Annotated in this window: 21 protein-coding genes and 1 tRNA gene; 13 read left to right on the plus strand and 9 right to left on the minus strand. The window is 64.7% G+C overall.

Annotation, left to right across the window (positions count from 1 at the left end; translation table 11 throughout):
* Positions 1 to 201: 201 nt before the first annotated feature.
* The 3 genes from VWN43_RS10915 to VWN43_RS10925 are packed head-to-tail and all read left to right on the plus strand — an operon-like array spanning position 202 to position 2235.
* Positions 202 to 393 carry a NepR family anti-sigma factor gene (locus VWN43_RS10915; RefSeq protein ID WP_253522162.1) on the plus strand — a complete coding sequence of 64 codons (192 nt, stop codon included), beginning with the start codon at positions 202 to 204 and terminating at the stop codon, positions 391 to 393.
* A complete protein-coding gene (locus VWN43_RS10920) occupies positions 393 to 998 on the plus strand; it encodes a sigma-70 family RNA polymerase sigma factor (RefSeq protein WP_253522160.1) in 606 nt (201 codons plus the stop codon). The genes VWN43_RS10915 and VWN43_RS10920 overlap by 1 nt, the downstream gene beginning before the upstream one ends.
* Positions 999 to 1056: 58 nt before the next feature.
* The gene (locus tag VWN43_RS10925; protein ID WP_320181717.1) at positions 1057 to 2235 is read left to right on the plus strand and encodes an AI-2E family transporter; all 1179 of its coding nucleotides are present in this window, start codon (positions 1057 to 1059) and stop codon (positions 2233 to 2235) included.
* 57 nt (positions 2236 to 2292) lie between these two features.
* Here the strand turns inward: VWN43_RS10925 and VWN43_RS10930 are convergent, their stop codons facing one another.
* Positions 2293 to 2904, minus strand: coding sequence for a superoxide dismutase (locus VWN43_RS10930; protein ID WP_320181716.1), 612 nt, complete (start codon positions 2902 to 2904; stop codon positions 2293 to 2295).
* A gap of 174 nt (positions 2905 to 3078) precedes the next feature.
* Between VWN43_RS10930 and glmM the strand changes: the two genes are divergently transcribed.
* The 3 genes from glmM to thiD are packed head-to-tail and all read left to right on the plus strand — an operon-like array spanning position 3079 to position 5467.
* A complete protein-coding gene (gene glmM / locus VWN43_RS10935) occupies positions 3079 to 4416 on the plus strand; it encodes a phosphoglucosamine mutase (protein WP_320181715.1) in 1338 nt (445 codons plus the stop codon).
* On the plus strand, positions 4416 to 4640 hold the full coding sequence (locus tag VWN43_RS10940; RefSeq protein WP_320181714.1) for a DUF1272 domain-containing protein: 225 nt from the start codon (positions 4416 to 4418) through the stop codon (positions 4638 to 4640). The genes glmM and VWN43_RS10940 overlap by 1 nt, the downstream gene beginning before the upstream one ends.
* Before the next feature lie 8 nt (positions 4641 to 4648).
* Positions 4649 to 5467 (plus strand): bifunctional hydroxymethylpyrimidine kinase/phosphomethylpyrimidine kinase, encoded by an 819-nt coding sequence (thiD, locus tag VWN43_RS10945; RefSeq protein ID WP_320182087.1) that lies wholly within the window; start codon positions 4649 to 4651, stop codon positions 5465 to 5467.
* Here thiD and VWN43_RS10950 read toward each other — a convergent pair.
* Both VWN43_RS10950 and VWN43_RS10955 read right to left on the minus strand, forming a co-directional pair.
* Positions 5449 to 6339: an LOG family protein gene (locus VWN43_RS10950; protein ID WP_320181713.1), complete on the minus strand. Its 891-nt coding sequence runs from the start codon at positions 6337 to 6339 to the stop codon at positions 5449 to 5451. The genes thiD and VWN43_RS10950 overlap by 19 nt on opposite strands.
* A gap of 52 nt (positions 6340 to 6391) precedes the next feature.
* A tRNA-Trp gene (locus VWN43_RS10955) sits at positions 6392 to 6467 on the minus strand.
* 85 nt (positions 6468 to 6552) lie between these two features.
* Here VWN43_RS10955 and aat point away from each other — a divergent pair.
* Positions 6553 to 7236 (plus strand): leucyl/phenylalanyl-tRNA--protein transferase, encoded by a 684-nt coding sequence (aat, locus tag VWN43_RS10960; RefSeq protein ID WP_320181712.1) that lies wholly within the window; start codon positions 6553 to 6555, stop codon positions 7234 to 7236.
* On the opposite strand, the gene VWN43_RS10965 is transcribed toward aat, so the two are convergent.
* The 4 genes from VWN43_RS10965 to VWN43_RS10980 all read right to left on the minus strand — a co-directional run bounded on the left by VWN43_RS10965 (position 7140) and on the right by VWN43_RS10980 (position 9235).
* On the minus strand, positions 7140 to 7673 hold the full coding sequence (locus VWN43_RS10965; protein WP_320181711.1) for a DUF2155 domain-containing protein: 534 nt from the start codon (positions 7671 to 7673) through the stop codon (positions 7140 to 7142). The two genes, aat and VWN43_RS10965, sit on opposite strands and share 97 nt — an antisense overlap.
* 2 nt (positions 7674 to 7675) lie before the next feature.
* Complete coding sequence (locus VWN43_RS10970; RefSeq protein WP_320181710.1) at positions 7676 to 8074, minus strand: NADH:ubiquinone oxidoreductase subunit NDUFA12; 399 nt, start codon at positions 8072 to 8074, stop codon at positions 7676 to 7678.
* Positions 8075 to 8159: 85 nt separating this feature from the next.
* Positions 8160 to 8654 carry a DUF192 domain-containing protein gene (locus tag VWN43_RS10975; RefSeq protein ID WP_320181709.1) on the minus strand — a complete coding sequence of 165 codons (495 nt, stop codon included), beginning with the start codon at positions 8652 to 8654 and terminating at the stop codon, positions 8160 to 8162.
* Positions 8651 to 9235, minus strand: coding sequence for a regulatory protein RecX (locus VWN43_RS10980; protein ID WP_320181708.1), 585 nt, complete (start codon positions 9233 to 9235; stop codon positions 8651 to 8653). The genes VWN43_RS10975 and VWN43_RS10980 overlap by 4 nt, the downstream gene beginning before the upstream one ends.
* Before the next feature lie 132 nt (positions 9236 to 9367).
* Between VWN43_RS10980 and VWN43_RS10985 the strand changes: the two genes are divergently transcribed.
* The 6 genes from VWN43_RS10985 to VWN43_RS11010 all read left to right on the plus strand — a co-directional run bounded on the left by VWN43_RS10985 (position 9368) and on the right by VWN43_RS11010 (position 16812).
* Entirely contained in the window at positions 9368 to 11116 is a 1749-nt protein-coding gene (locus VWN43_RS10985; protein ID WP_320181707.1) for a fatty acyl-AMP ligase, read from the plus strand.
* Between the two features lie 164 nt (positions 11117 to 11280).
* The gene (locus VWN43_RS10990; RefSeq protein WP_253522145.1) at positions 11281 to 12495 is read left to right on the plus strand and encodes a toxic anion resistance protein; all 1215 of its coding nucleotides are present in this window, start codon (positions 11281 to 11283) and stop codon (positions 12493 to 12495) included.
* A gap of 10 nt (positions 12496 to 12505) precedes the next feature.
* Entirely contained in the window at positions 12506 to 13264 is a 759-nt protein-coding gene (locus VWN43_RS10995; RefSeq protein WP_320181706.1) for a hypothetical protein, read from the plus strand.
* Entirely contained in the window at positions 13264 to 13566 is a 303-nt protein-coding gene (locus VWN43_RS11000) for a polyhydroxyalkanoic acid system family protein (protein WP_253522142.1), read from the plus strand. The genes VWN43_RS10995 and VWN43_RS11000 overlap by 1 nt, the downstream gene beginning before the upstream one ends.
* 145 nt (positions 13567 to 13711) lie before the next feature.
* Complete coding sequence (locus tag VWN43_RS11005; protein ID WP_320181705.1) at positions 13712 to 14266, plus strand: biliverdin-producing heme oxygenase; 555 nt, start codon at positions 13712 to 13714, stop codon at positions 14264 to 14266.
* Positions 14266 to 16812: an HWE histidine kinase domain-containing protein gene (locus VWN43_RS11010; protein ID WP_320181704.1), complete on the plus strand. Its 2547-nt coding sequence runs from the start codon at positions 14266 to 14268 to the stop codon at positions 16810 to 16812. The genes VWN43_RS11005 and VWN43_RS11010 overlap by 1 nt, the downstream gene beginning before the upstream one ends.
* 22 nt (positions 16813 to 16834) lie before the next feature.
* On the opposite strand, the gene VWN43_RS11015 is transcribed toward VWN43_RS11010, so the two are convergent.
* Both VWN43_RS11015 and VWN43_RS11020 read right to left on the minus strand, forming a co-directional pair.
* Entirely contained in the window at positions 16835 to 17557 is a 723-nt protein-coding gene (locus VWN43_RS11015) for a TonB family protein (protein WP_320181703.1), read from the minus strand.
* 116 nt (positions 17558 to 17673) lie between these two features.
* Positions 17674 to 20229, minus strand: coding sequence for a TonB-dependent receptor (locus VWN43_RS11020; RefSeq protein ID WP_320181702.1), 2556 nt, complete (start codon positions 20227 to 20229; stop codon positions 17674 to 17676).
* Positions 20230 to 20287 lie beyond the last annotated feature (58 nt).

Below are 20287 nucleotides of genomic sequence, written 5' to 3' on the forward strand. Positions count from 1 at the left end.
GAGTTCTTCGCTGACCAGCTTCTTGTCCCTGTCGATTTACCCGGCGTTATACTATGCCGCGCGGCGGGTTTGGTTCCATTTTGCAACTTGCGGGAACCCGCATATGATCCGTGCGTTGTGCGAAGCACATCCGGGATCGTCGCTCTCGCTAGCGGGTACAGCCCCTAGCGAGAACCATAAGAGGGTACTACCTTTCAAGTCATGAAGTCCGACACACCAAAAAAACCGCAGCGGTCGACCGCCGGCGGACCGCCCCCGAGTTCCGGCGCAGGTGGCCGCGGCAAGGACCCCGATTGGGCCAATGGCCTCAGGCAGCTGTACGATTCGGTGGTCGAAGAACCGCTGCCCGACAGTTTCCAGAACCTGCTCGACCAGCTGGACGCCAAGTCCTGATGGCCGCCGGGGAACGGACGGCATCCGATGCAGCCGATTTCAAACGCGAGCTGACCGAGGTGGTGCCGCACCTGCGCGCCTTCGCGCGCGGCCTGTGCGGACGCGCCGACATGGCCGACGATCTGGTCCAGGAAACGCTGCTCAAGGCCTGGGCGGCGCAGGAGCGCTTCCAGCCCGGCACCAGCATGCGCGCCTGGACCTTCGTGATCCTGCGCAACGCCTATCTCACCGACATGCGGCGCAACCGCTTCCGCGGCGAATATGACGAGACGGTCGCCGAACGCGTGCTGACCGCGCCGGCCGGGCAGGAGGAACCGATCCACCTGTCCGACATGCACCGCGCGCTGCTGACGCTGCCGCCCGAACGGCGCGAGGCGCTGCTGCTGGTGGGCGCAGGCGGGTTTTCCTACGAGGAAGCCGCGACCATCTGCGACTGTGCCGTGGGCACGATCAAGAGCCGCGTCGGGCGCGCCCGCGCGGCGCTCAACTCGATGCTCGCCGAAGGGAACATCCCCAAGCGCTCGATCAACGACCACGCCGCCCACCGCGCGATCCTCGAGGAACTAGACGAAGTCGCCGCAGGCCAGGGTGGCAGCCGCAGATAGAATAACTTCGTCGCTGCGCCGCTTGTCAGGATTTGCCGCGCAAGGCAGATAGATTGCGATGAGCGACACCCAGCCTTCCGAACACAGCGCCCCGCCCGCCCCCGCGCGCCGGTCGCGCAGGCTGGCCTTTGCCGAACAGGAGCTGCGGCTGATTTCGTCGCTGGTCCTGCTGATCGGCCTGGGCCTGTTTCTCGCGCTGCCCTTCGTGCTGTCGATCGGCTCGGTGGTATTCCTGCCGGTGGTCACCGCGCTGGTGCTGACCGTGATCCTGTCGCCGCTGGCGGACAAGCTCAACGGCTGGGGCCTGCCCAATGCCCTGGCCTCGCTCACCGCGCTGCTGTTCTTCTTCGCGATCCTGCTGCTCGCGCTGGCGCTGATCCTGCAACCTGCGGTCGCCCTGTTCGACGATGTTCCCGCGATGGCGCAGGGCGTGATGGCGCGCTTCGGCGAATTGCGCGAGCGCTTCGCCTGGGTCGCCGCGCTCAATGAACAGCTTGGCGCGCTGATGAACAGTGACGGCACGCGCGAAGTGGTGCTGGCCGCGCCCAGCCTGCTCGAACAGGTCGCCTTCGCCACGCCGAGCCTAATCATCGAGACGATCCTGACACTGCTGATGGCTTATTTCATGATCGAAGCGCGCGTCCGCCTGCGCCAGCGGCTGCTGTTCGGCCGCGCCAGCTTCGGCACCAGCATCAAGGCCGCGCGCGTGATCCGCGAAGTGCAGGACCGGGTCGCGGCTTATATACTCACGGTGGGCTGGATCAATGCGATGGTCGGGCTGGTGGTCGCACTGGGCGCCTGGGCGCTGGGCGTCGATGCGCCGATCATGTGGGGCGGGCTGGCCGCGCTGCTCAATTTCCTGCCCTATGTCGGCCCGATCGTGATGGTCGCCCTGCTCGGCCTGTTCGGGATCGGAACGACCGAAACGATCGTGCTCGGTCTGGTGCCCGCGGCCGCCTATCTTGCGCTGCATACGGTAGAGGCGAATTTCATCACCCCGTCGATCCTCGGCGCGCGCTTCACGATGAACCCGGTGATGATCCTGATCGCGCTGTCCTATTTTACCTGGATCTGGGGCGTGTTCGGCGCGCTGCTGTCGGTCCCGATCCTGCTGATGCTGACTGCGCTGTTCGACCATATCGGCCGCCCCAACCTCGTCGGTTTCATCTTCGGCGAACCCCTGTTCGCGACCAGCCTGTTCGACGAAGCGGACAAGGCCGACACGCCCGCCCCATAGCAAGAGCCCGCCGCCATTGCTGGCGACGGGCCCGGTATTCATCAGCTGCCGTGCGGCTTAGCCGGGATATTTCCAGGTCGTGCCGCGTGCGAGATTTTCGCTCGCGAAGCTCCAGTTGAGCTTGCCGTTGACCGCATCGAGATAGGCGGGACGCGCGTTTTGGTGATCGAGGTAATAGGCGTGTTCCCACAGGTCGATCACGAGCAGCGGGTTCACCCCGTCGAGATCGGCCAGCGTGTCGCCGTCATGCGTTTCCTCGATGGTCAGCTTGCCATCCTTGATGGCCAGCCACACCCAGCCGCTTGCGAAATGGCCCGCACCACGCTCGGCGAGTTTTTCCTTCACCCCGTCGACCGAGCCGAAGACATCGTCGATCATGCTCTTGAGCTCGTCCGAAGGGCTGGTTTCCGACGGCGCCATCGAATGCCAGTAGAAGCCGTGGTTCCAGCTCTGCGCCGAATTGTTGAACAGGCCCTGGTCGTTGTCACGTGCGGAAGCGATCACCGCTTCGAGATCCTTGCCCTCGAGGTCGGTGCCTTCGATCGCCTTGTTGGTCTTGTCGAGATAGGCCTTGTGGTGCTTGCCGTGGTGGAACGACAGCGTCTTGGCCGACACGGCGGGCTCCAGCGCGGTGTCGTCGTAAGGCAGGTCGATCAGCTCAAAAGCCATGGAATGTCCCCTCTTGGGTTGGTGTGAATCAGTTTCCTACGCGTATCCCTAACGCCGCGATGGGCGCGTGGTTGCACATAGCGCCGATATTGTACGCGAAAAGGGGGGCGGGCAGGCTTTTATTCGCGTGCCAATCGCGCCATGGGGGAGCCGACACAAGGAGACCGCCCGCAGATGGCACGCAAATTCTTCGGCACGGACGGCATCCGCGGACGCACCAACGAGGGCGTGATGACCGCCGCCACCGCCATGCGCGTGGGCCAGGCGGCGGGCACGCATTTCCTTCGCGGCGGGCATCGTCACCGGGTGGTGATCGGCAAGGACACGCGCCTGTCGGGCTATATGATGGAAAGCGCGCTGGTCGCGGGCTTCACCAGTGTCGGCATGGACGTGATCATGACCGGGCCGCTGCCGACCCCGGCGATCGCGCTGCTGACCCGCGAGATGCGCGCCGATTTGGGCGTGATGATCTCCGCCAGCCACAACCCGTTCGAGGACAATGGCATCAAGCTGTTCGGACCCGACGGGTTCAAGCTGTCCGACGAGGCCGAGGCATCGATCGAACGCCTGCTCGAACAGGAACCGTTGCTCGTCCAGCCCGACCGGATCGGCCGCGCGCGCCGGATCGAGGATGCGCGGGGCCGCTATATCCACGCGGTGAAACAATCGGTGGCAAGCGACATCCGCTTCGACGGGCTGAAGGTGGTGGTCGACTGCGCGCATGGCGCGGCCTATCAGGTCGCCCCCAGCGCGATCTGGGAATTGGGCGCGGAGGTCATCGCCATGGGCGTCGCGCCCGATGGCATCAATATCAACGACGGCGTCGGGTCCACCGCGCTCGACGCGATCAAGGCGCGCGTGGTCGAGGAAGGCGCCGACATCGGCATCGCGCTCGATGGTGACGCCGACCGGCTGATCGTGATCGACGAGAAGGGCAGGACGGTCGATGGCGACCAGCTGATGGGCCTCATCGCCAGCCGCCTGCAGGCGCGCGGCGACCTGACCGGCGGCGGCGTGGTGGCCACGGTTATGTCGAACCTTGGCCTGGAACGGTATCTCGCCGGTCTCGGCCTGACGCTCGAACGGACCAAGGTCGGCGATCGCTACGTGCTCGAGCGGATGCGCGAAGGCGGCTTCAATGTCGGCGGCGAGCAATCGGGCCACATGATCCTGACCGATCACGGCACCACCGGCGATGGTACGGTGGCCGCGCTGCGCGTGCTCGCGAGCCTGGTGCGTTCGGGCAAGCCCGCCAGCGAATTGCTGCACGTCTTCGACCCGGTTCCGCAATTGCTCAAGAATGTGCGCTATGCCGGCGGCACGCCGCTCGAGAACGACACGGTCAAACAGGTCATTGCCGATGCCGAGCAGGAGCTTGCCGGCAAGGGCCGCCTCGTCATTCGCCCCTCGGGGACCGAACCGGTCATCCGGGTCATGGCCGAGGGCGACGATGCCGCGCAGGTCGAGGCGGTGGTCGACCGGATTTGCGCTGCTGTGAAAGAGGCCGCCTGATGCTTGAAATGCGCCCCGATTGCGAACGTTGCGGGACCGACCTTCCGGCCGAAAACGCCGGTGCGTTCATCTGCAGCTTCGAATGCACCTTCTGCACCGAATGCGCCGAAGTGCTCGACGATGTCTGTCCCAATTGCAGCGGCGAGCTGATGGACCGCCCCACCCGCGCGAAACAATTGCACGAGAAATTCCCGCCCGGCACGAAACGGAAGTTCGCCGGGTGAGCGACGCAATGACCCCGCGTATCCTCTCGATCGCCGGCTCCGACAGTTCGGGCGGCGCGGGCATCCAGGCGGATATCAAAACCATCACCATGCTGGGCGGTTATGCAATGACCGCGATCACCGCGGTGACGGCGCAGAACACATGCGGCGTACAGGGGGTGGAGGCGCTGTCGCCGCAATTCGTGTTGCAGCAGGTCGAGAGCTGCCTGTCCGACATCGGCGCCGATGCGATCAAGATCGGCATGCTGGGTTCGCCCGAAACCGCGCGGCTGCTCGCCGAGCGGCTCGACACATTCGCCGGCCCGATCGTCTTCGACCCGGTGATGGTCGCTACCAGCGGATCGGTGCTCGCGGACGAGGCGACGATTGCCGGCTTCGCCGCGTTGATGGAGATCGCCACCATCGTTACCCCCAATTTGCCCGAGCTCGAGGCGCTCACCGGCCGCCCCGACATCGCGGACGGGGACATGTTCGAGGCGGCGAAGGAACTGGCCGACCGGCACGGGGTCCAGGTGCTCGCCAAGGGCGGGCATGCAGGGGACGAAACGCAGGTGGTCGACCGGATCGCCTCCCCCAGCGGCAAATACGCCAGCTTCGCGCATTCGCGGATCGAAACGCGGCACACGCATGGGACGGGGTGCACGCTATCCGCCGCGCTGGCGACCATGCTCGGCTATCGCCAGCCGCTCACCCACGCGATCCGCATTGCGCGCGCCTTCACCCATGCCGCGATCGAGCAGGCGCCCGGTTTCGGCGAGGGATCAGGCCCGCTGGGCCATCACGCGGTCCGCAATCGCAGCGAGCGCGATCAGCAACCCAGATCGTAGAAGTCGCACAAATATTCCCATGCGTCTTCAGCGGTTTCGCACCAGCGGAACAGCTCGAGATCCCTCTTCGAGATCGTGCCTTCTTCGGCAATCGCTTCGAAATTGACCACGCGCGACCAGAAATCCTTGCCAAACAGCAGGATCGGGATGGGCTTCATCTTGCCCGTCTGGATCAGCGTCAGCAGTTCGAAGAATTCGTCGAACGTGCCGAACCCGCCGGGGAACACCGCGACCGCACGCGCGCGCAGCAGGAAGTGCATCTTGCGCAGCGCGAAATAGTGGAAGTTGAGCGAGAGATAGGGCGTCACATACTGGTTGGGCGCCTGTTCGTGCGGCAGGATGATGTTGAGGCCGATCGATTCGCCGCCCGCCTCGCTGGCGCCGCGATTGGCCGCTTCCATGATCGACGGACCGCCGCCCGAGCACACGACGAACTGGCGCTTGCCGTTTTCGATGATCGACTTCTCGGTCGCCATCTTGGCCAGCTTGCGCGCTTCTTCGTAATATTTCGACTTGGCGACCAGGCTTTCAACGATCTTGCGCTCTTCCTCGGGCAGGTCCTTGGCGCCTTCGAGCGCGGTATCTGCGGCTTCGGGAGGCGGGATCCGCGCGCTGCCATACATCACCAGCGTCGAGCCAACCCCGGCCTCGTCGAGGACCATTTCGGGCTTGAGCAATTCGAGCTGGAAGCGCACCGGGCGCAGTTCCTCGCGCAGGAGGAAGTCCGTATCCTGGAACGCCAGCTTGTAGCTGGGATGCTCGGTCTGCGGGGTATGGGATTCGAGGCCCTGTTTTTCGAACCGGGCTTCCTGTTTGGCGGCGTAGAATTTGCGGTCTTCGATACCGCGCCGGCGCTTTTCATCTTCTGTCATCTGGCGCGCGATAGGCCGCGCTTGCGGCAACGACAAGTCATCGAAGAAGAAATGGCAGGGGTGACAGGATTCGAACCCGTGGCCCTCGGTTTTGGAGACCGATGCTCTACCAGCTGAGCTACACCCCTGCAGGAAGGGCGCGCATTAGGGGCACCAATCACACTTGGCAAGGTCCATATCGCCCGAGGCATGGAAGTGCTAAGATGCTCCGCGATGCACGCCCCCGCCACATCCCGGATACCCGTCGAATTGCTGCTGCGCGCCTATCGCGGGGGAATCTTCCCGATGGCCGACCATCGCAGCGATCCCGAAGTCTACTGGGTCGAGCCGCGCGAACGCGCGATCATCCCGCTCGATGGCTTCCGCTTGTCGAAGAGTTTGAAGAAGACGCTGCGGCAGGATCGCTTCCGTGTCACCTGCAATGCCGATTTCGCCGGGGTCATCGCCGAATGCGCCGCCCCGCGCGAGGAACATGCCGAAAGCTGGATCAGCCACCGGATCGAGGCCAGCTACAACGCGCTGCATCTGGCAGGGCATGCGCATTCGATCGAATGCTGGCAGGGCGGCGCACTGGTCGGCGGGCTGTATGGCGTCGGTTTCGACCGGGTGTTCTGCGGCGAAAGCATGTTCAGCCGCACGCCCGATGCCAGCAAGGTGGCGCTGGCGTGGCTGGTCGCGGCGATGCGCGAGGCGGGCTATGCGCTGCTCGACTGCCAGTTCATGACCGAGCATCTGGCGACCATGGGCGCAGTGGCGGTCAGCCAGGCGCAATATATGCAGATGATGGCCCGGCTGGAGGGTTATCCGGCGGCCGCGTTGCCCGATGTCGTCGCGCGATTCGGCGCATCTTCCTCACCCGGAAAATCCATCACGCAGTCCTTGATCCAGACGTCGTAGATCGGGTGTTCGACCACGTTGAGGCTGGGCGAGTTCTTGAACAGCCAGCCCGAGAAGACCTTGCGGAAATTGTCCTCGGTCCCGCGTTCCTTGACCAGCACCTGCACGAAACCGCCCGTTTCCTTGGGCATTTCCCACGGCGCCGTGCGCTCGCAGGCCTGCAGGCGGACGATCACATCGCCGACCCGCTGCTGCTCGCCGGGGCGTAGTTCGAGGTCCTGGCTGACATTGTTGCGCTTGTTGAGCAGGCCGAGCGTGGCGACACGCTCTGCCATCGGCGTGCCCAGACCCGCTTCGGCGGCGGGACGCGCAGGCAATTCGCCCTGCTGCAGTTCCTCGGGAATAGTGGTCGCGGTCGCATCGGCGGGCGCGTCCGCTTGCTGGTCACAGGCCGCGACCAGCGCCGCCGTGGCCAGGAGGGCAAGCGCCCCGCGCATCGTCACGCCTCGGGCGACCAGGCTTCGTAATCGCCCGTCGCGCGGGCGCGTTTGCCGCCGCGCTCGAGCGCACCGGCGGGGCGATAGGCGCTCGCCGTACCCGTAGCATTGGGTGTGTAATCGGTTTCCCAGATCCGCGCCGCGGGCAGATTGCTTTCGGGTACGTCGTCGAACGAGCCGTGGAGCCAGCCGTGCCATTCGCTCGGCACGCGGCTGGCATCATTGGCACCCTCATAGATCACCCAGCGCCGCTCGCGGCCGTCACCGCTCTTCTTCTTCGAGCGGTAATAGGCGTTGCCCTGCGCATCGGTGCCAACCTGCTCGCCATTGCGCGACGACCACAGGAGCGTGCCGATCGTGGCGCCGTCCCACCAGGTAAAAATCTTGCCGAGGATGTTCATGGCCGCGCGATTAGCCGTTTATTTGCCGGGCCTCAAGCGCCGCCGTGCGCAACCGCGCACTTGGGCTTCCGCTCGTGCGTGATCCCTACCATTCGACCAGGTCGCCCGGGGCGATGCCCAGTTCTTCCGCGCGGCCCCCACGCAATTCGAGCACGCCGAGCACGGGGCCGACCGAATAGACCGGTTCGAGCGAATAAGGCTCGGTCATCGCGGCGATATTGCTGATGCGCCCATCGGGACCGATGTAGATGATATCGAGCGCAAGCGGGGTATTCTTCATCCAGAAGCTTTGCGCGGTGGTCCCGTCATAGGGGAAGATCATGCCTTCGTGATCGCCGAGCTCGGTGCGGAACATCAGCCCGCGCGTCTGTGCTTCGGGCGTATCGGCCAGTTCCGCCGCAATCGCGATCTGGCCATTTTCGGTCGTGACGGTCAGCGGGATCACCTTGAGCCCCGAGATCGGGTGCGTCGTCGCCGTCTCGACGCCCGCACCGGCGGGCTCGGCGGACGATTCGGCCTGCGTCTGGGGTGAACAGGCCAGCAGCGCGGCCAGCCCTGCCATCGCGGCCAGGCGCTTCACTGCTCCTCGTCCCGTGCTTCTGCGACCCATTCCTCAAGCTCCTCGACCGTGCGCGCCTCGACGATGCGCCGCGCTATGTCGAAATCATGGCCCGCGCGCACCAATGCGGCAAGCCGCTTTTCCCGTAGCTTGCGCGCTTCCTCGGGTCCCATGTCTGCCTGCTGCCCGAACGGCCCGAAGCCGCGCTTGCGTGCCAGTACCAGCGCCGCCTGGCGCTTCTGCGCCTCTCCCGGCTCGAGCGAATGGCGCAAATCCTCGTCGATCCCGGCGGACCGCAGCGCCTGATCGACCCGCCGCGCGCCATAGCCGCGCGCCACCAGATCGCCCGCCTTGGCGCGGCCATAGGCTTCGTCGTCGACATAGCCCCGCTCGACGAATGTCGCGATCAGCCTGTCGAGATCGGGTTCCTCGTCTTCGGTGAACCCGCGTTCGCGCAGCTTGCGCTGGAGATAGGTGCGCAGCTTGCCTGCGCTGGTCGCAAAGCGCGCGACATAAGCCACCGCCAGCTCCTCCAGCCGCGTGCGATCAAGCGGTTTTGCCCGGCGGCGGGTGCGGCCCGATGTTGCGCGTTCATCATCCATCGGCCATATTCCTGCCACACTCCTTTAAGATTGGGAAACGTGGGAGAGCGCGCGATCTTCCGGATCGTGTGAGACATCAAGCAATGAGGGAAGCCGCAAGGCCCCAGCTATTCACGGGTATCGCCGATAATTATGACCGACGCCGCACTGACGCCGACGCCGAACGACTGCGACCTACCGCGTCGCCGTTCCGATTTCGCGACCTTCAACGAGGCTATCGACTACGCTGCGCGCAGCGATAAGGGTCTCAATTTCCACGACATGCGCGGGACGCTCGAACGCGTCTACCCCTATGCGCAAATGCGCGAGGATGCGCTTGAAGCGGCTTACCGGCTCGTGGCGATGGGGATCGGGAAGGAAGACCGCGTCGCGCTGGTGGCCGAGACCAGCCCCGAATTCGCCGCGCTGTTCTGCGCCTGCACGCTGATGGGCGCCTGGCCGGTGCCGCTGCCGCTGCCGACGACCTTCGGCGGCAAGGAAAGCTATATTGAGCAGCTTTCGGTCCAGTTGAAGAGCGCGGACCCGACAATTCTGATCTATCCGGGCGAAATCGCCGAAATGGCCAAGGCCGCGGCCGACCGGCAGGGTTGCGGCGGCGAAAGCTGGGACGATTTCGCGCAGCGCCCGGCCCCGCCGGTCGATCTGCCCGAAGCGCAGCCCGAAGATATTTGCTACCTGCAGTATTCCTCGGGCTCGACTCGCTTCCCGACCGGGGTCGCGGTCACGCATGAAGCGCTGCTGCACAATCTGCGCGGTCATGCCGAATCGATGGAAATCGGCATGAACGACCGCGTGGTCAGCTGGCTGCCGTGGTATCACGACATGGGGCTGGTCGGCTGCTTCCTGTCGCTGGTCGCCAACCAGGTATCGGTCGATTACCTGCGCACCGAACATTTCGCGCGCCGTCCGCTGGCCTGGCTCGACCTGATCAGCCGCAACCAGGGCACCACGCTGAGCTATTCGCCGACCTTCGGCTACGACATCTGCGCCCGCCGGATTTCCAGCCAGAGCAGCGTTGCCGACCGCTTCGACCTGTCGCGCTGGCGCGTTGCGGGCAATGGCGCGGACATGATCCGCCCCGACGTGATGCAGAACTTCGTGAACGCCTTCGCCGGCGCGGGCTTCCAGGCGAACAGTTTCAATCCCAGCTACGGCCTCGCCGAAGCGACGCTGGCGGTGACGGTGATGCCGCCGGGCGAAGGGATCCGCGTCGAACTGGTCGAGGAAGAACGCCTCTCGGGCCGCCCGCGCGACCTGTCCAAGCCCGCGCGCTACCGCGCCATCGTCAATTGCGGCAAGCCGATCCCCGGCATGGAAGTCGAGATCCGCGGCGAGAACGACCAGCTGCGCGGCGACCACCAGATCGGCAAGGTCTGGTGCCGCGGCAAGAGCGTGATGCATTCCTATTTCCGCAACGAGGAAGCGACCACCGACTGCCTCGTCGCCAAAGACAATGGGGACGTCTGGCTCGACACGGGCGACATGGGCTACATGGGCGATGGCTATCTGTTCATCGTCGGCCGCGCCAAGGACATGATCATCATCAACGGCAAGAACCTGTGGCCGCAGGACATCGAATGGGCGGTCGAGCAATTGCCGGGCTTCAACCATGGCGACATCGCCGCCTTCTCGATCGACACCGAGGCGGGCGAGGAAGCCCCCGCCGTCCTGGTGCACTGCCGTGTGTCCGACCCGGTCGAGCGGATCAAGCTGCGCGACCAGATCGCCGACAAGGTCCGCGGCGTCACCGGGATGAGCTGCGTGGTCGAGCTGGTCCCGCCGCGCACGCTGCCGCGCACCAGTTCGGGCAAGCTCAGCCGCGCCAAGGCGAAAAAACAGTATCTTGCGGGCGAAATCGTCCCGCTCGACCTCGCCGCCTGAGGCCTGCGCCAACGCGGCCCTCTGCGCGACGGACCACCGGCAGAATTGCCTTGCGCTTGCCGCCTTCGGCGCGGCACTATCGCTGCGCCGCGCGACTGCGCGCTTGAAGATCGTGTATTGCCACCCTAATACAGGATTATAGCCGCTTGGAGAGATCTGCGCCCATGAGCGATACGAAAACGCCGACCGCAACTGCCACCGAAACCGCCTTCGACCTCACGCCGCCCGATCCCGTGCCCGAGGTCAAACCGGAGAAGGCTGCGGGCCTCGTCCCGGTTTCGGAAGAGGTGAAGAGCAAGCTGCAGACCAAGGTCGACGGCTTCGTCGCCGACCTGATTGCCGAGGATGCGAATTCGCCCGAATTCGGCAAGAAGGTCGACCAGCTGACCAATATGGGCCGCAAGGAAATCATGGCCGCGGCGGGCATGTCCAACCGTTTCCTCGACCGGCCGGTGCGTGCGATGGACAAGGACGAAGGCGTCGGCGCCAATCTTTCCGAACTGCGCCGCGTGGTGGAAGACCTGGATCCGGGCAAGCGCGGCAAGCTGTCGGGTCCGCGCAAGATCCTCGGCATCATCCCCTTCGGCAACAAGCTGACCAATTACTTCCGCAGCTACCAGAGCGCGCAGACGCATATCCAGTCGATCCTCAACAACCTCGCCAGCGGCAAGGACGAGCTGATCATGGACAATGCCGCGATCGACGTCGAACGGCAGAAGCTGTGGGAGGCGATGGGCAATCTGGAACAGATGATCCACATCTCCAACTCGCTCGACGCGAAGCTGGAGGAAAAGGCCGCCGAACTCGACGCGACCGATCCGGCCAAGGCCAAGGCGGTGCGCGAAACCGCGCTGTTCTATGTCCGCCAGCGCACGCAGGATTTGCTCACCCAGATGGCGGTGAGCGTGCAGGGCTATCTCGCGCTCGACCTGGTGAAGAAGAACAATGTCGAGCTCGTGAAAGGCGTCGACCGCGCGAGCACCACCACCGTCGGCGCGCTGCGCACGGCAGTGACCGTGGCCGAGGCGATGACCAACCAGCGCCTCGTGCTGGGCCAGATCACCGCGCTCAACGAAACCACTGCGGGCATCATCGACAGCACCAGCACGCTGCTGCGCGACCAGACCGGCAAGATCCACGAACAGGCCGCGGCGAGCACAATCCCGCTCGAAACGCTGCAACGCGCCTTCCAGAACATCTACGACACGATGGACGAGGTCGACAGCTTCAAGCTGCGCGCGCTCGACAGCATGAAGCAGACGGTCACGCTGCTGACCGACGAGGTCGAGAAGTCGAAAGGCTATATCGCGCGCGCCGAAGGCCAGTCGCAGGCGCAGAAGCAGGTCGCCGAAAGCAGCCTGCTGAGCATCGAGGGCTGAGGGCGGCATCGTGAACGACCTCACCCGCGACAGCGACCGCATATTGTCCGAGAGCAAGGCGCTGGTGCGCGACAACCGCGAAGGCGGCCGCCACCGGCGCGCGCCCTCGATCGGGCAGGGTTCGGCCAAGGCCAAGCGCGACCACCTGATGAAAAAGGTGCGCAACCTCGTGATCGCGGTGGCCGTCATCTGGCTGGGAGCCGGGGTTGCCGGGGCGATCTTCAGCGGCATCGGTTTCTGGGGCGTCATGGCTGTCGTTGTCGCCACGGCCATCGCTACCGCGATCTTCTCCAGTTATCCGAAGATCAAGACGCCCAAGCGCGCCGACATCAACAAGGGCAATGTCCAGCAGATGGTCGGCCGCACCGAGCTGTGGCTCGAAGCGCAGCGGCCTGCCCTGCCCCCGCCCGCGGCACAGATCGTCGATGACATGGGCGTCCAGCTCGACGCGCTGGGCCTGCAGCTCGAAGGGCTCGACCAGGACCATCCCAAGGCGCGCGAAGTGCGCAGCCTGGTGGGCGAGCAATTGCCGCAGATGATCGACAGCTACCAGCGGATCCCGGCGCATCTGCGCAAGGAAGAACGCGCCGGCGCGACCCCCGACCAGCAGCTCACCGACAGCCTCGGCAAGATCAGCGGCGAGATCGATTCGATCACTCGCCAGCTGGCCGAGGGCTCGCTCGACGATCTGGCGATCAAGCACCGCTATCTCGACTACAAATTCGGCGAAGGGGCGCAGACCAGCCCGCAACTGGAGCACAAGAACTGATGCGCGTTCCCATTTCCCACAGCCTCGGCAAGGAAGAAGTGCGCCGCCGCCTCCAGTCACACAGCCACGAGATCGCCCAGTATATCCCCGGCGGCATGGCCGACGTCACCACCAGCTGGCCGAGCGAGGACCGGATGGACTTGGCGGTCAGGGCCATGGGTCAGGGCGTCGACGGCTGCGTGATCATCGAGGACGATCAGGTGGTGTTCGAGGTCAATCTGCCGCCCGCGCTGTCCTTTGTCGAACCGATGGTCGCCAGCGCGATCCGCAAGCAGGGCCAGAAACTGATCGCGCCGAAGTAATTTCGCCCGCGCCGCCGAGAAATTTTCCCGACCGCGGAACGATCTCCTTTGCGGAGCGCTCTGCACTGGGGCGGATCAGGAATCCGGATGCGGATGCATGGCTGATCCACATGGGGCAAGACGGTAGGGAAGCGAGGCCGAGCGAATGCCGGTAGCAAACGGGGCGTGTCGCTCCACCAGGACTTATCTCAAGACCGGAACCGCGGCGAGCCATGACCGGCTCGATACGCGTCTGGGCGCGCTGGTGACGGGCGATGCGCGCGATTATGTGGCGTTTCTCGATATCCAGTACCGCGCGCGCGTGGGCGTCGAAGGCTGGCTGGCCGGCAGCGGAACCCAGCCGCCATGTCAGAGCAATTTGCTGGCGCAGGACATGTCCGCGCTGGGACGCGCGGTCCCCGAAGATGCCCCCGCTTTCACCCCTCCCGCGGGCAGCGACGCGCTGGGCGTATGCTGGGTGCTGGCGGGATCATCGCTGGGCAATCGCGCAATCCTCGCGCGGCTCAGGAAAAACAAGGTGGACTGGCCGGTCGATTTCCTGTCCGACATGGGCATGACGACCTATTGGCGAAGCCTGCTGCCCGCGCTCGAACGACCGCATTCCATCGCCGTGGACGAAGCCGCCTTGCAGGCTGCGCAAGCCACCTTTTCCCACTTTAACGCGATCGTGGCCGACAGCCTCGCGCGTGAGGCCGCATAATGAATCCGCAGGACGTCAATCTTTCCAATTGCGATCGCGAACCGATCCACCAGCTTGGCCGGATCCAGGGTTTCGGCGCGCTTATCGCGGTCAATTCCGACTGGTTCGTCGCGCATCGCTCGACTAATCTCGAAGCCCTGTTCGGCCCCGACCGCACGGTCGAGATCGGGGATCGTCTCTCGCTGCTGCTCTCCCCCGCCGCATTGCAGCAACTGCGCAGTTCGGCCACCGCGCTGACCATGCCCGACCAGGTCGAACGACTGTTCGGTCTCGCGCTGTTCGACAGCGACGCGCTGTTCGATTGCGCGCTGCACAGTTCGGGCGGGAACACGGTGATCGAGATCGAACCGCATGCGGCGGGCGATCTCAACCGCCAGCTGAGCATTCTGCGGCCGATCATGACCCGGCTGGAAAAGCATACCGAAGTGCAGCCGCTGGTCGACGAGGCGGCCCGCCAGTTGCGGCTGGCGCTGCAGATCGACCGCGTCATGGTCTATCGTTTCCGCGAGGATCTGTCGGGCGAAGTCATCGCCGAAGCCGCGCGCGACGATCTCGAGAAGTTCCACGGCCTGCGCTATCCGCGTTCGGACATCCCCGACCAGGCGCGCGCGCTCTATGTCCGCAACCGCTTCCGCATCATCGCCGATGTCGAAGCCGAGCCGGTCTCGGTCGAACCCGGCGTGTCACTCGATGGCGAGCCGCTCGACCTCAGCATGAGCACGCTGCGCGCGGTTTCGCCGATCCATATCGAATATCTCAAGAACATGGGCGTCGGCGCCTCGCTGTCGATCTCGATCATCATCGGCGGGAAATTGTGGGGGCTGTTCGCCTGCCATCATTACGGCCCCAAGCTGCTCCCCTATTCGCAGCGCACCGCAGCCGAGCTGTTCTCCGAATTCTTCTCGCTGACGCTCGACCGTACGCTGGCCCGCCAGAGCGCCGATCGCCGCGAAATGGGGCGCGAGGTCCACACCCGGCTGATGCGCGATGTCGTCGCTGGTACCCCGCTGTCCGCCAGCCTGCCGATGATCGAACCGGTCATCCAGCAGGTCATCCCGCATGACGGGGTGAGCATTTTCGTCGAGGATATATACGACGCGCGCGGTTCTGCTCCCAATGAGGAGGAATTTCGCGCGATCGTCGCCAATCTCAACGGCACTGCGACGAGCAAGCTGCTCGCCACCGAGGCGATTGCCGAACGCCTGCCGCGCGCTGCCCGGTTTGCCGACCGGGCGACGGGCGCGCTGGTCATCCCGGTCTCGCGCACCCCGCGCGATTACCTGATCCTGTGGCGCAAGCCGCTCACCCAGACCGTGACCTGGGCGGGCAATCCCGAAAAGGCAGTCGAGGCCGGTCCCAATGGCGACCGGCTGACCCCGCGCAAGAGCTTCGAGGCCTGGCGCGAAACGGTCGAGGGCCGCGCCGAGAAATGGTCGCGCGCCGAGATCGAAATTGCCGAGAGCCTGCGCGTCACACTGCTCGAGATCATCCTGCGGCTGACCGACGAGGCGGTGACCGAACGCGCCCGCGCGCAGCAGCAGCAGGAATTGCTGATCGCGGAGCTCAACCACCGCGTGCGCAATATCCTCAACCTGATCCGCGGGCTGATCAACCAGTCCAAGGGCGATGCGCGCGATATCGAGAGTTTCGTCGAAATCGTCGCGGGCCGGGTCGCCTCGCTCGCGTCGGCGCATGACAACATCACCAAGGGCAATTGGTCGCACGCGCCCTTCTCGGAGCTGATCGAGACCGAGGCCAACGCCTATCTTTCAGCGAGCCGGGACCGGCTCGACCTGCGTGGCCCCGAAGCGATGATCGCGCCCGAAGCCTATACGGTGATGGCGCTCGTGATCCACGAAATGATAACCAATTCGGCGAAATATGGCTCACTGAGCGATCAATCGGGCAAGCTCGAGGTGGAAGTGAGCCGCGATGCCGAAGACAATTTCTGCGCGCAATGGCGCGAAAGCGGCGGGCCTCCGGTCAAGCCGCCCAGCCGCCGTGGGTTCGGCAGCACGATCACCGAACGCTCTATCCCCTACGAACTCGATGGCACCGCCGAGATCAATTACCGCCTGGAAGGTGTCGAGGCCCGGTTCTGCATCCCCGCGCGCTATGTCGAATGGCGTTCGCGCGATGGCGAAAAGAGCGCAGCCGCCAAGCCGAAGAAGGACGCCCGGTTGGAGAACCTGCCCGACAGTGTGCTGCTGGTCGAAGACAGCATGATCATCGCGCTCGATGCGGAGGATTGCCTCAAGGAACTCGGGATCGGGACCGTGCGGATCGAAAGCTCGGTCGCAGCGGCGCTCGACGCATTGACGAAGAGCCAGCCCGAACTGGCCATTCTCGACTACAATCTGGGCAAGGAAAACAGCGAACCGATCGCCGCCAGGCTCAGGGAAATGGGCGTGCCGTTCTGGCTGGCGACGGGCTATGGCGAAATGCAGGACCGGCTCGAAGAACTGGGCGCATCGGGCCTGCTGACCAAGCCTTACGGCAAGGACGAGCTGGTCGAAGTGATCGGCAGCTACGACAAGGACGACTGACCCCGCGGCCCGTGCGGCGCGGCTAGTTGAAGAAGCGCTGCTGGTAGTGGAAGGTCGCGGCAACCGGGTTGCCGCTCGCGTCGCGCGCCGGTTCGAAACGCAACTGGTCGAGCGCGAGGCGGCAGACCGCCGCATCGGTTTCGGGGAACGGGCTGGGCCGGTAGATGCTGCAGCGCGTCGCGCGCCCCTGCGCCGAAACGGTCAGCCTTACGATGACCGACTGGCCGATCCGCGCCTGCCGTCCGCCGGGAGGAACGGGAAAGGCGCTTGCATCGGTAATCGCGCGCGTCAGCACGGGCTTGGTCGCCGCTCCCCCGCCCTGGCCGCCGCCGCCTTCGCCGCTGCCGGTCCCCTCGCCCGTTCCGGACCGGCCGGTGCCCTGCCCCTGATCGGTCGCGCCGGCGGTATTTGCCGTCCCGGTCGAGGAGGCACGCGGCGCCGGCGGATCTTCGCGCATACGCCGCTCGGGCTCGGGCGCGGTGACCGCATCGGGCACCGCCTCGCGCCCCGGATCGCCTTGCGCGCCTTCGGGCTCGGGTTCGGTCGGTTCGGGCTCTTCCTCGGGCGTGGATACCGTGACGGTGAACGCCGAGACCACCGAGCGCTCTACCCCGGAGACCGCCGTCGGCGCCAATGCGCGCACCAGCAGGTAGAACAGGCCGAGGTGGATCAACGCGATCAGCGCGATCACCCAGGGATTGAGGCGCTTCTTGGTCTGCGCATAGCGGGTCGCGGGTTCGGCCATCGGGCGATCATGGCAAAGTCGCCCGACCGGGTCCAGCGGCATGGAAAAAGGGCGGCCCTCCCGAAGGAGGACCGCCCCGTAGTCTGCACATGGGGCCGAGCCCCATGCCGGTTATCTTAGTAGCCGAGGATCAGCGAAACGCTGGCTGCCCGCGGCGGACCCATCTGCACGAAGGGCAGATCGCCCGAGGTGAGGCCGCCACCGAAGCCGCCGACATAGAGCTCGTCGAACAGGTTGGTGATGTTGAACTGCACCGCGGCATCGCGACCGTTGAAGTATTCGCCAAGGCGAACACGCAGGTCGATATCCACCAGCGTGTAGCTGTCGACGGTCGCCGGGAAGCCGACGCTTTCGCCGACGAATCCCTGCGGATCGCGCGGGAGGTTTTCGTCGTTCACGTAGCGCTTGCCGGTGTGCTTGACCTGCACGCCGAGTTCTGCCGGGCCGAAGTTGTACTGGCCACGTGCGCCAACCGTGAAGGTCGGTGCGCCGCTTTCACGCTTGCCGGCAGTCTGGGCGAATTCGCCCGCGTCCAGCTGCACGTTGTCGCGGATTTCCGATTCGTTGAGCGAACCGAAGACATAGAGCAGCGTGTTCGGGGTGGGGCTGTAAGCCACCGAGGCATCGATGCCGTACTTGTCGACGACACCCAGGTTACGGGTGATCGTTTCGTCGAGGATCGGATCGTAGGCGGTTGCACGGCGATTGTTGTACCGCGTGTACCAGCCGACCAGCTGCGCCTGAAGGTCGCCATTCTGGAAACGCAGGCCAAGGTCGAAGCTGTCGGTGGTTTCGGCCACCGGACGCGCGCTTTCGACATCGGGGAAGTAGATCGAGTCGTAGAGCTCGTCCGTACCCGGGACCGAAAGACCCTTGCCGTAGTTGCCGAAGAACGATGCATCACCGAATTCATAGGTGAAGCCGACGTTCGGCAGCAGCTTGTCGTAATTGTATTCACGCGACTGCGGCGGAGCCGAACCGCTGATGACTTCACCGGTGTTGGGGTCGGTCACATAGGGGTTGGCGGCTTCGTATGCAGCGCTCACACCACCGACGCAGTCGAGGAAACCGCTGGCCGAGGTGGTGTAGCAGAACTGGTTCAGGTCGCGCTTGTAGAAGGGCACGCTGAGACCGAGGACTGCGGTGAAGTCGTCGAAGAAGCGACCACGATATTCACCCGCAACCTTGTGCAACGTCGCATAGGACTGGCGATCGCGCTTGTTGAGCACGAAGCCGTCCGCAGTGGCCAGCGGGTTGTTGATCGGGAAGACATCCGCGATTTCGCCATTGGCGAGAGCGACCGAGGTCTGGCCCGTCTGACGGTGGTTGGCATCGTCATAGGTGTAGCTCAGGCGGACGCGGTGATCGTCGTTGATCTCGTAAGCCAGGTTGGCAATCACGCCGAACCGGCGCGTGCGGGTCTGGCTCGGATCGTGACCCGTGACTTCGTCGAGCGTGTCGCCGTCGCCGTTGAGGTCGCGACCGAAGTAGTAACGGCCACCGATGAAGCCGGTCATGTCGACGCCGCCGACATCACGCGTGCCTTCGAGCAGTTCTTCGTCGCCGCCGCCATTGGCCTTGACGTACTGGTAGCTCGGATCGACCGTCAGGATCAGGCCGTCAGACAGCGTGAAGCGCGACGAACCGCGGATGTTGCCGGTGTTCGACGGATTGAAGCGACGATCGAATTCGGCACCGCAATTGTTGTCGCTGCCGGCAGTGCCCGGGGTCGGGCCCTCGACGGTGCAGGGATAGTTGATTTCGTAGAACCGCTCTTCCTTGGTCGCCGGGAAACGGTTGGTGAAGCCCGAACCAGGTTCGAAGTCCGGGTCGACGCGGAGCGGAACCGAACCGAAGAAATTGTTGCGGTTCTGGTTGTAGTGACCGGCAATGGCAACGAAATCGCCATTGTCGCCGATGTCCTGCCAGATGCGGCCGTTATACTGCTGCTTCTCGACCACGCCGTAATTGTTGAACGGGTTGTTGTAGCGCGTGAAGCTGGCCGAGGCGAAAGCCTTGGTGCCCATGCCGGTGATGTCGCCGGTATCGATCATCACAAAGCCGCGGCCATAGAGACGGCTGCGGTCGTAGTTCGCATTGTTGCCCTCGGCGAAGATGTCGCCGGCAGTCAGCGTCATGGTGACGCCGAAATCGTCGGCCGGCTCGCGCGTACGGATGTTGATCGTGCCACCGACGGCCGAAGCGGTCGGGCTGTCGACGTCGGTCATGCCGAGGTTGACGCTGATCGATTCGAGAACTTCGGGATCGACCTGCTGGTTGGTGTAGAGCGCATAGTTGCCCGAGTCGTTCAACGGCAGGCCGTCGAGCGTCTGCGAGATGCGGCTGTCGTCGAAACCGCGGATGGTGAAGCTACCGCCCGACGAACCCCAGGGATCGTTGTTCTGGAAGCTGACACCCGGAACCAGGTTGACGATGTCGTTGACCGTCTGGCCGGGGCGCTGGCGGCGGATGATTTCCTCGCCCAGAACCTGTTTCGCCTTCGGCGTGTTGGGCATGTCGACACCGCCGACGCCGGTGGTGCGAGCACCCGAAACGATGATGACCGAGTCGTCGAAATCGACCGAACCGGTCGACTGTGCGGCGGCCGGGGCGGCGACCATTGCACTGGCGGTGCTGACCACCGATGCGGCCAGGAGATATTTGAACTTCATCGAGAGGATCCCTTCGTCTCGTTAAAAGTAGGCTGGTACGTCAAAGCCAGCTCCCTTT

It is taken from the genome of Qipengyuania sp. HL-TH1 (genome assembly GCF_036365825.1).
GTDB lineage: Bacteria > Pseudomonadota > Alphaproteobacteria > Sphingomonadales > Sphingomonadaceae > Qipengyuania > Qipengyuania profunda.

Coding starts and splice junctions, on each gene's coding strand:
- VWN43_RS10915 (WP_253522162.1), top strand. CDS start 202: ATGAAGTCCGACACACCAAAAAAACCGCAGCGGTCGACCGCCGGCGGA.
- VWN43_RS10920 (WP_253522160.1), top strand. CDS start 393: ATGGCCGCCGGGGAACGGACGGCATCCGATGCAGCCGATTTCAAACGC.
- VWN43_RS10925 (WP_320181717.1), top strand. CDS start 1,057: ATGAGCGACACCCAGCCTTCCGAACACAGCGCCCCGCCCGCCCCCGCG.
- VWN43_RS10930 (WP_320181716.1), bottom strand. CDS start 2,904: ATGGCTTTTGAGCTGATCGACCTGCCTTACGACGACACCGCGCTGGAG.
- glmM (WP_320181715.1), top strand. CDS start 3,079: ATGGCACGCAAATTCTTCGGCACGGACGGCATCCGCGGACGCACCAAC.
- VWN43_RS10940 (WP_320181714.1), top strand. CDS start 4,416: ATGCTTGAAATGCGCCCCGATTGCGAACGTTGCGGGACCGACCTTCCG.
- thiD (WP_320182087.1), top strand. CDS start 4,649: ATGACCCCGCGTATCCTCTCGATCGCCGGCTCCGACAGTTCGGGCGGC.
- VWN43_RS10950 (WP_320181713.1), bottom strand. CDS start 6,339: ATGACAGAAGATGAAAAGCGCCGGCGCGGTATCGAAGACCGCAAATTC.
- aat (WP_320181712.1), top strand. CDS start 6,553: ATGCACGCCCCCGCCACATCCCGGATACCCGTCGAATTGCTGCTGCGC.
- VWN43_RS10965 (WP_320181711.1), bottom strand. CDS start 7,673: ATGCGCGGGGCGCTTGCCCTCCTGGCCACGGCGGCGCTGGTCGCGGCC.
- VWN43_RS10970 (WP_320181710.1), bottom strand. CDS start 8,074: ATGAACATCCTCGGCAAGATTTTTACCTGGTGGGACGGCGCCACGATC.
- VWN43_RS10980 (WP_320181708.1), bottom strand. CDS start 9,235: ATGGATGATGAACGCGCAACATCGGGCCGCACCCGCCGCCGGGCAAAA.
- VWN43_RS10985 (WP_320181707.1), top strand. CDS start 9,368: ATGACCGACGCCGCACTGACGCCGACGCCGAACGACTGCGACCTACCG.
- VWN43_RS10990 (WP_253522145.1), top strand. CDS start 11,281: ATGAGCGATACGAAAACGCCGACCGCAACTGCCACCGAAACCGCCTTC.
- VWN43_RS11000 (WP_253522142.1), top strand. CDS start 13,264: ATGCGCGTTCCCATTTCCCACAGCCTCGGCAAGGAAGAAGTGCGCCGC.
- VWN43_RS11005 (WP_320181705.1), top strand. CDS start 13,712: ATGCCGGTAGCAAACGGGGCGTGTCGCTCCACCAGGACTTATCTCAAG.
- VWN43_RS11010 (WP_320181704.1), top strand. CDS start 14,266: ATGAATCCGCAGGACGTCAATCTTTCCAATTGCGATCGCGAACCGATC.
- VWN43_RS11015 (WP_320181703.1), bottom strand. CDS start 17,557: ATGGCCGAACCCGCGACCCGCTATGCGCAGACCAAGAAGCGCCTCAAT.
- VWN43_RS11020 (WP_320181702.1), bottom strand. CDS start 20,229: ATGAAGTTCAAATATCTCCTGGCCGCATCGGTGGTCAGCACCGCCAGT.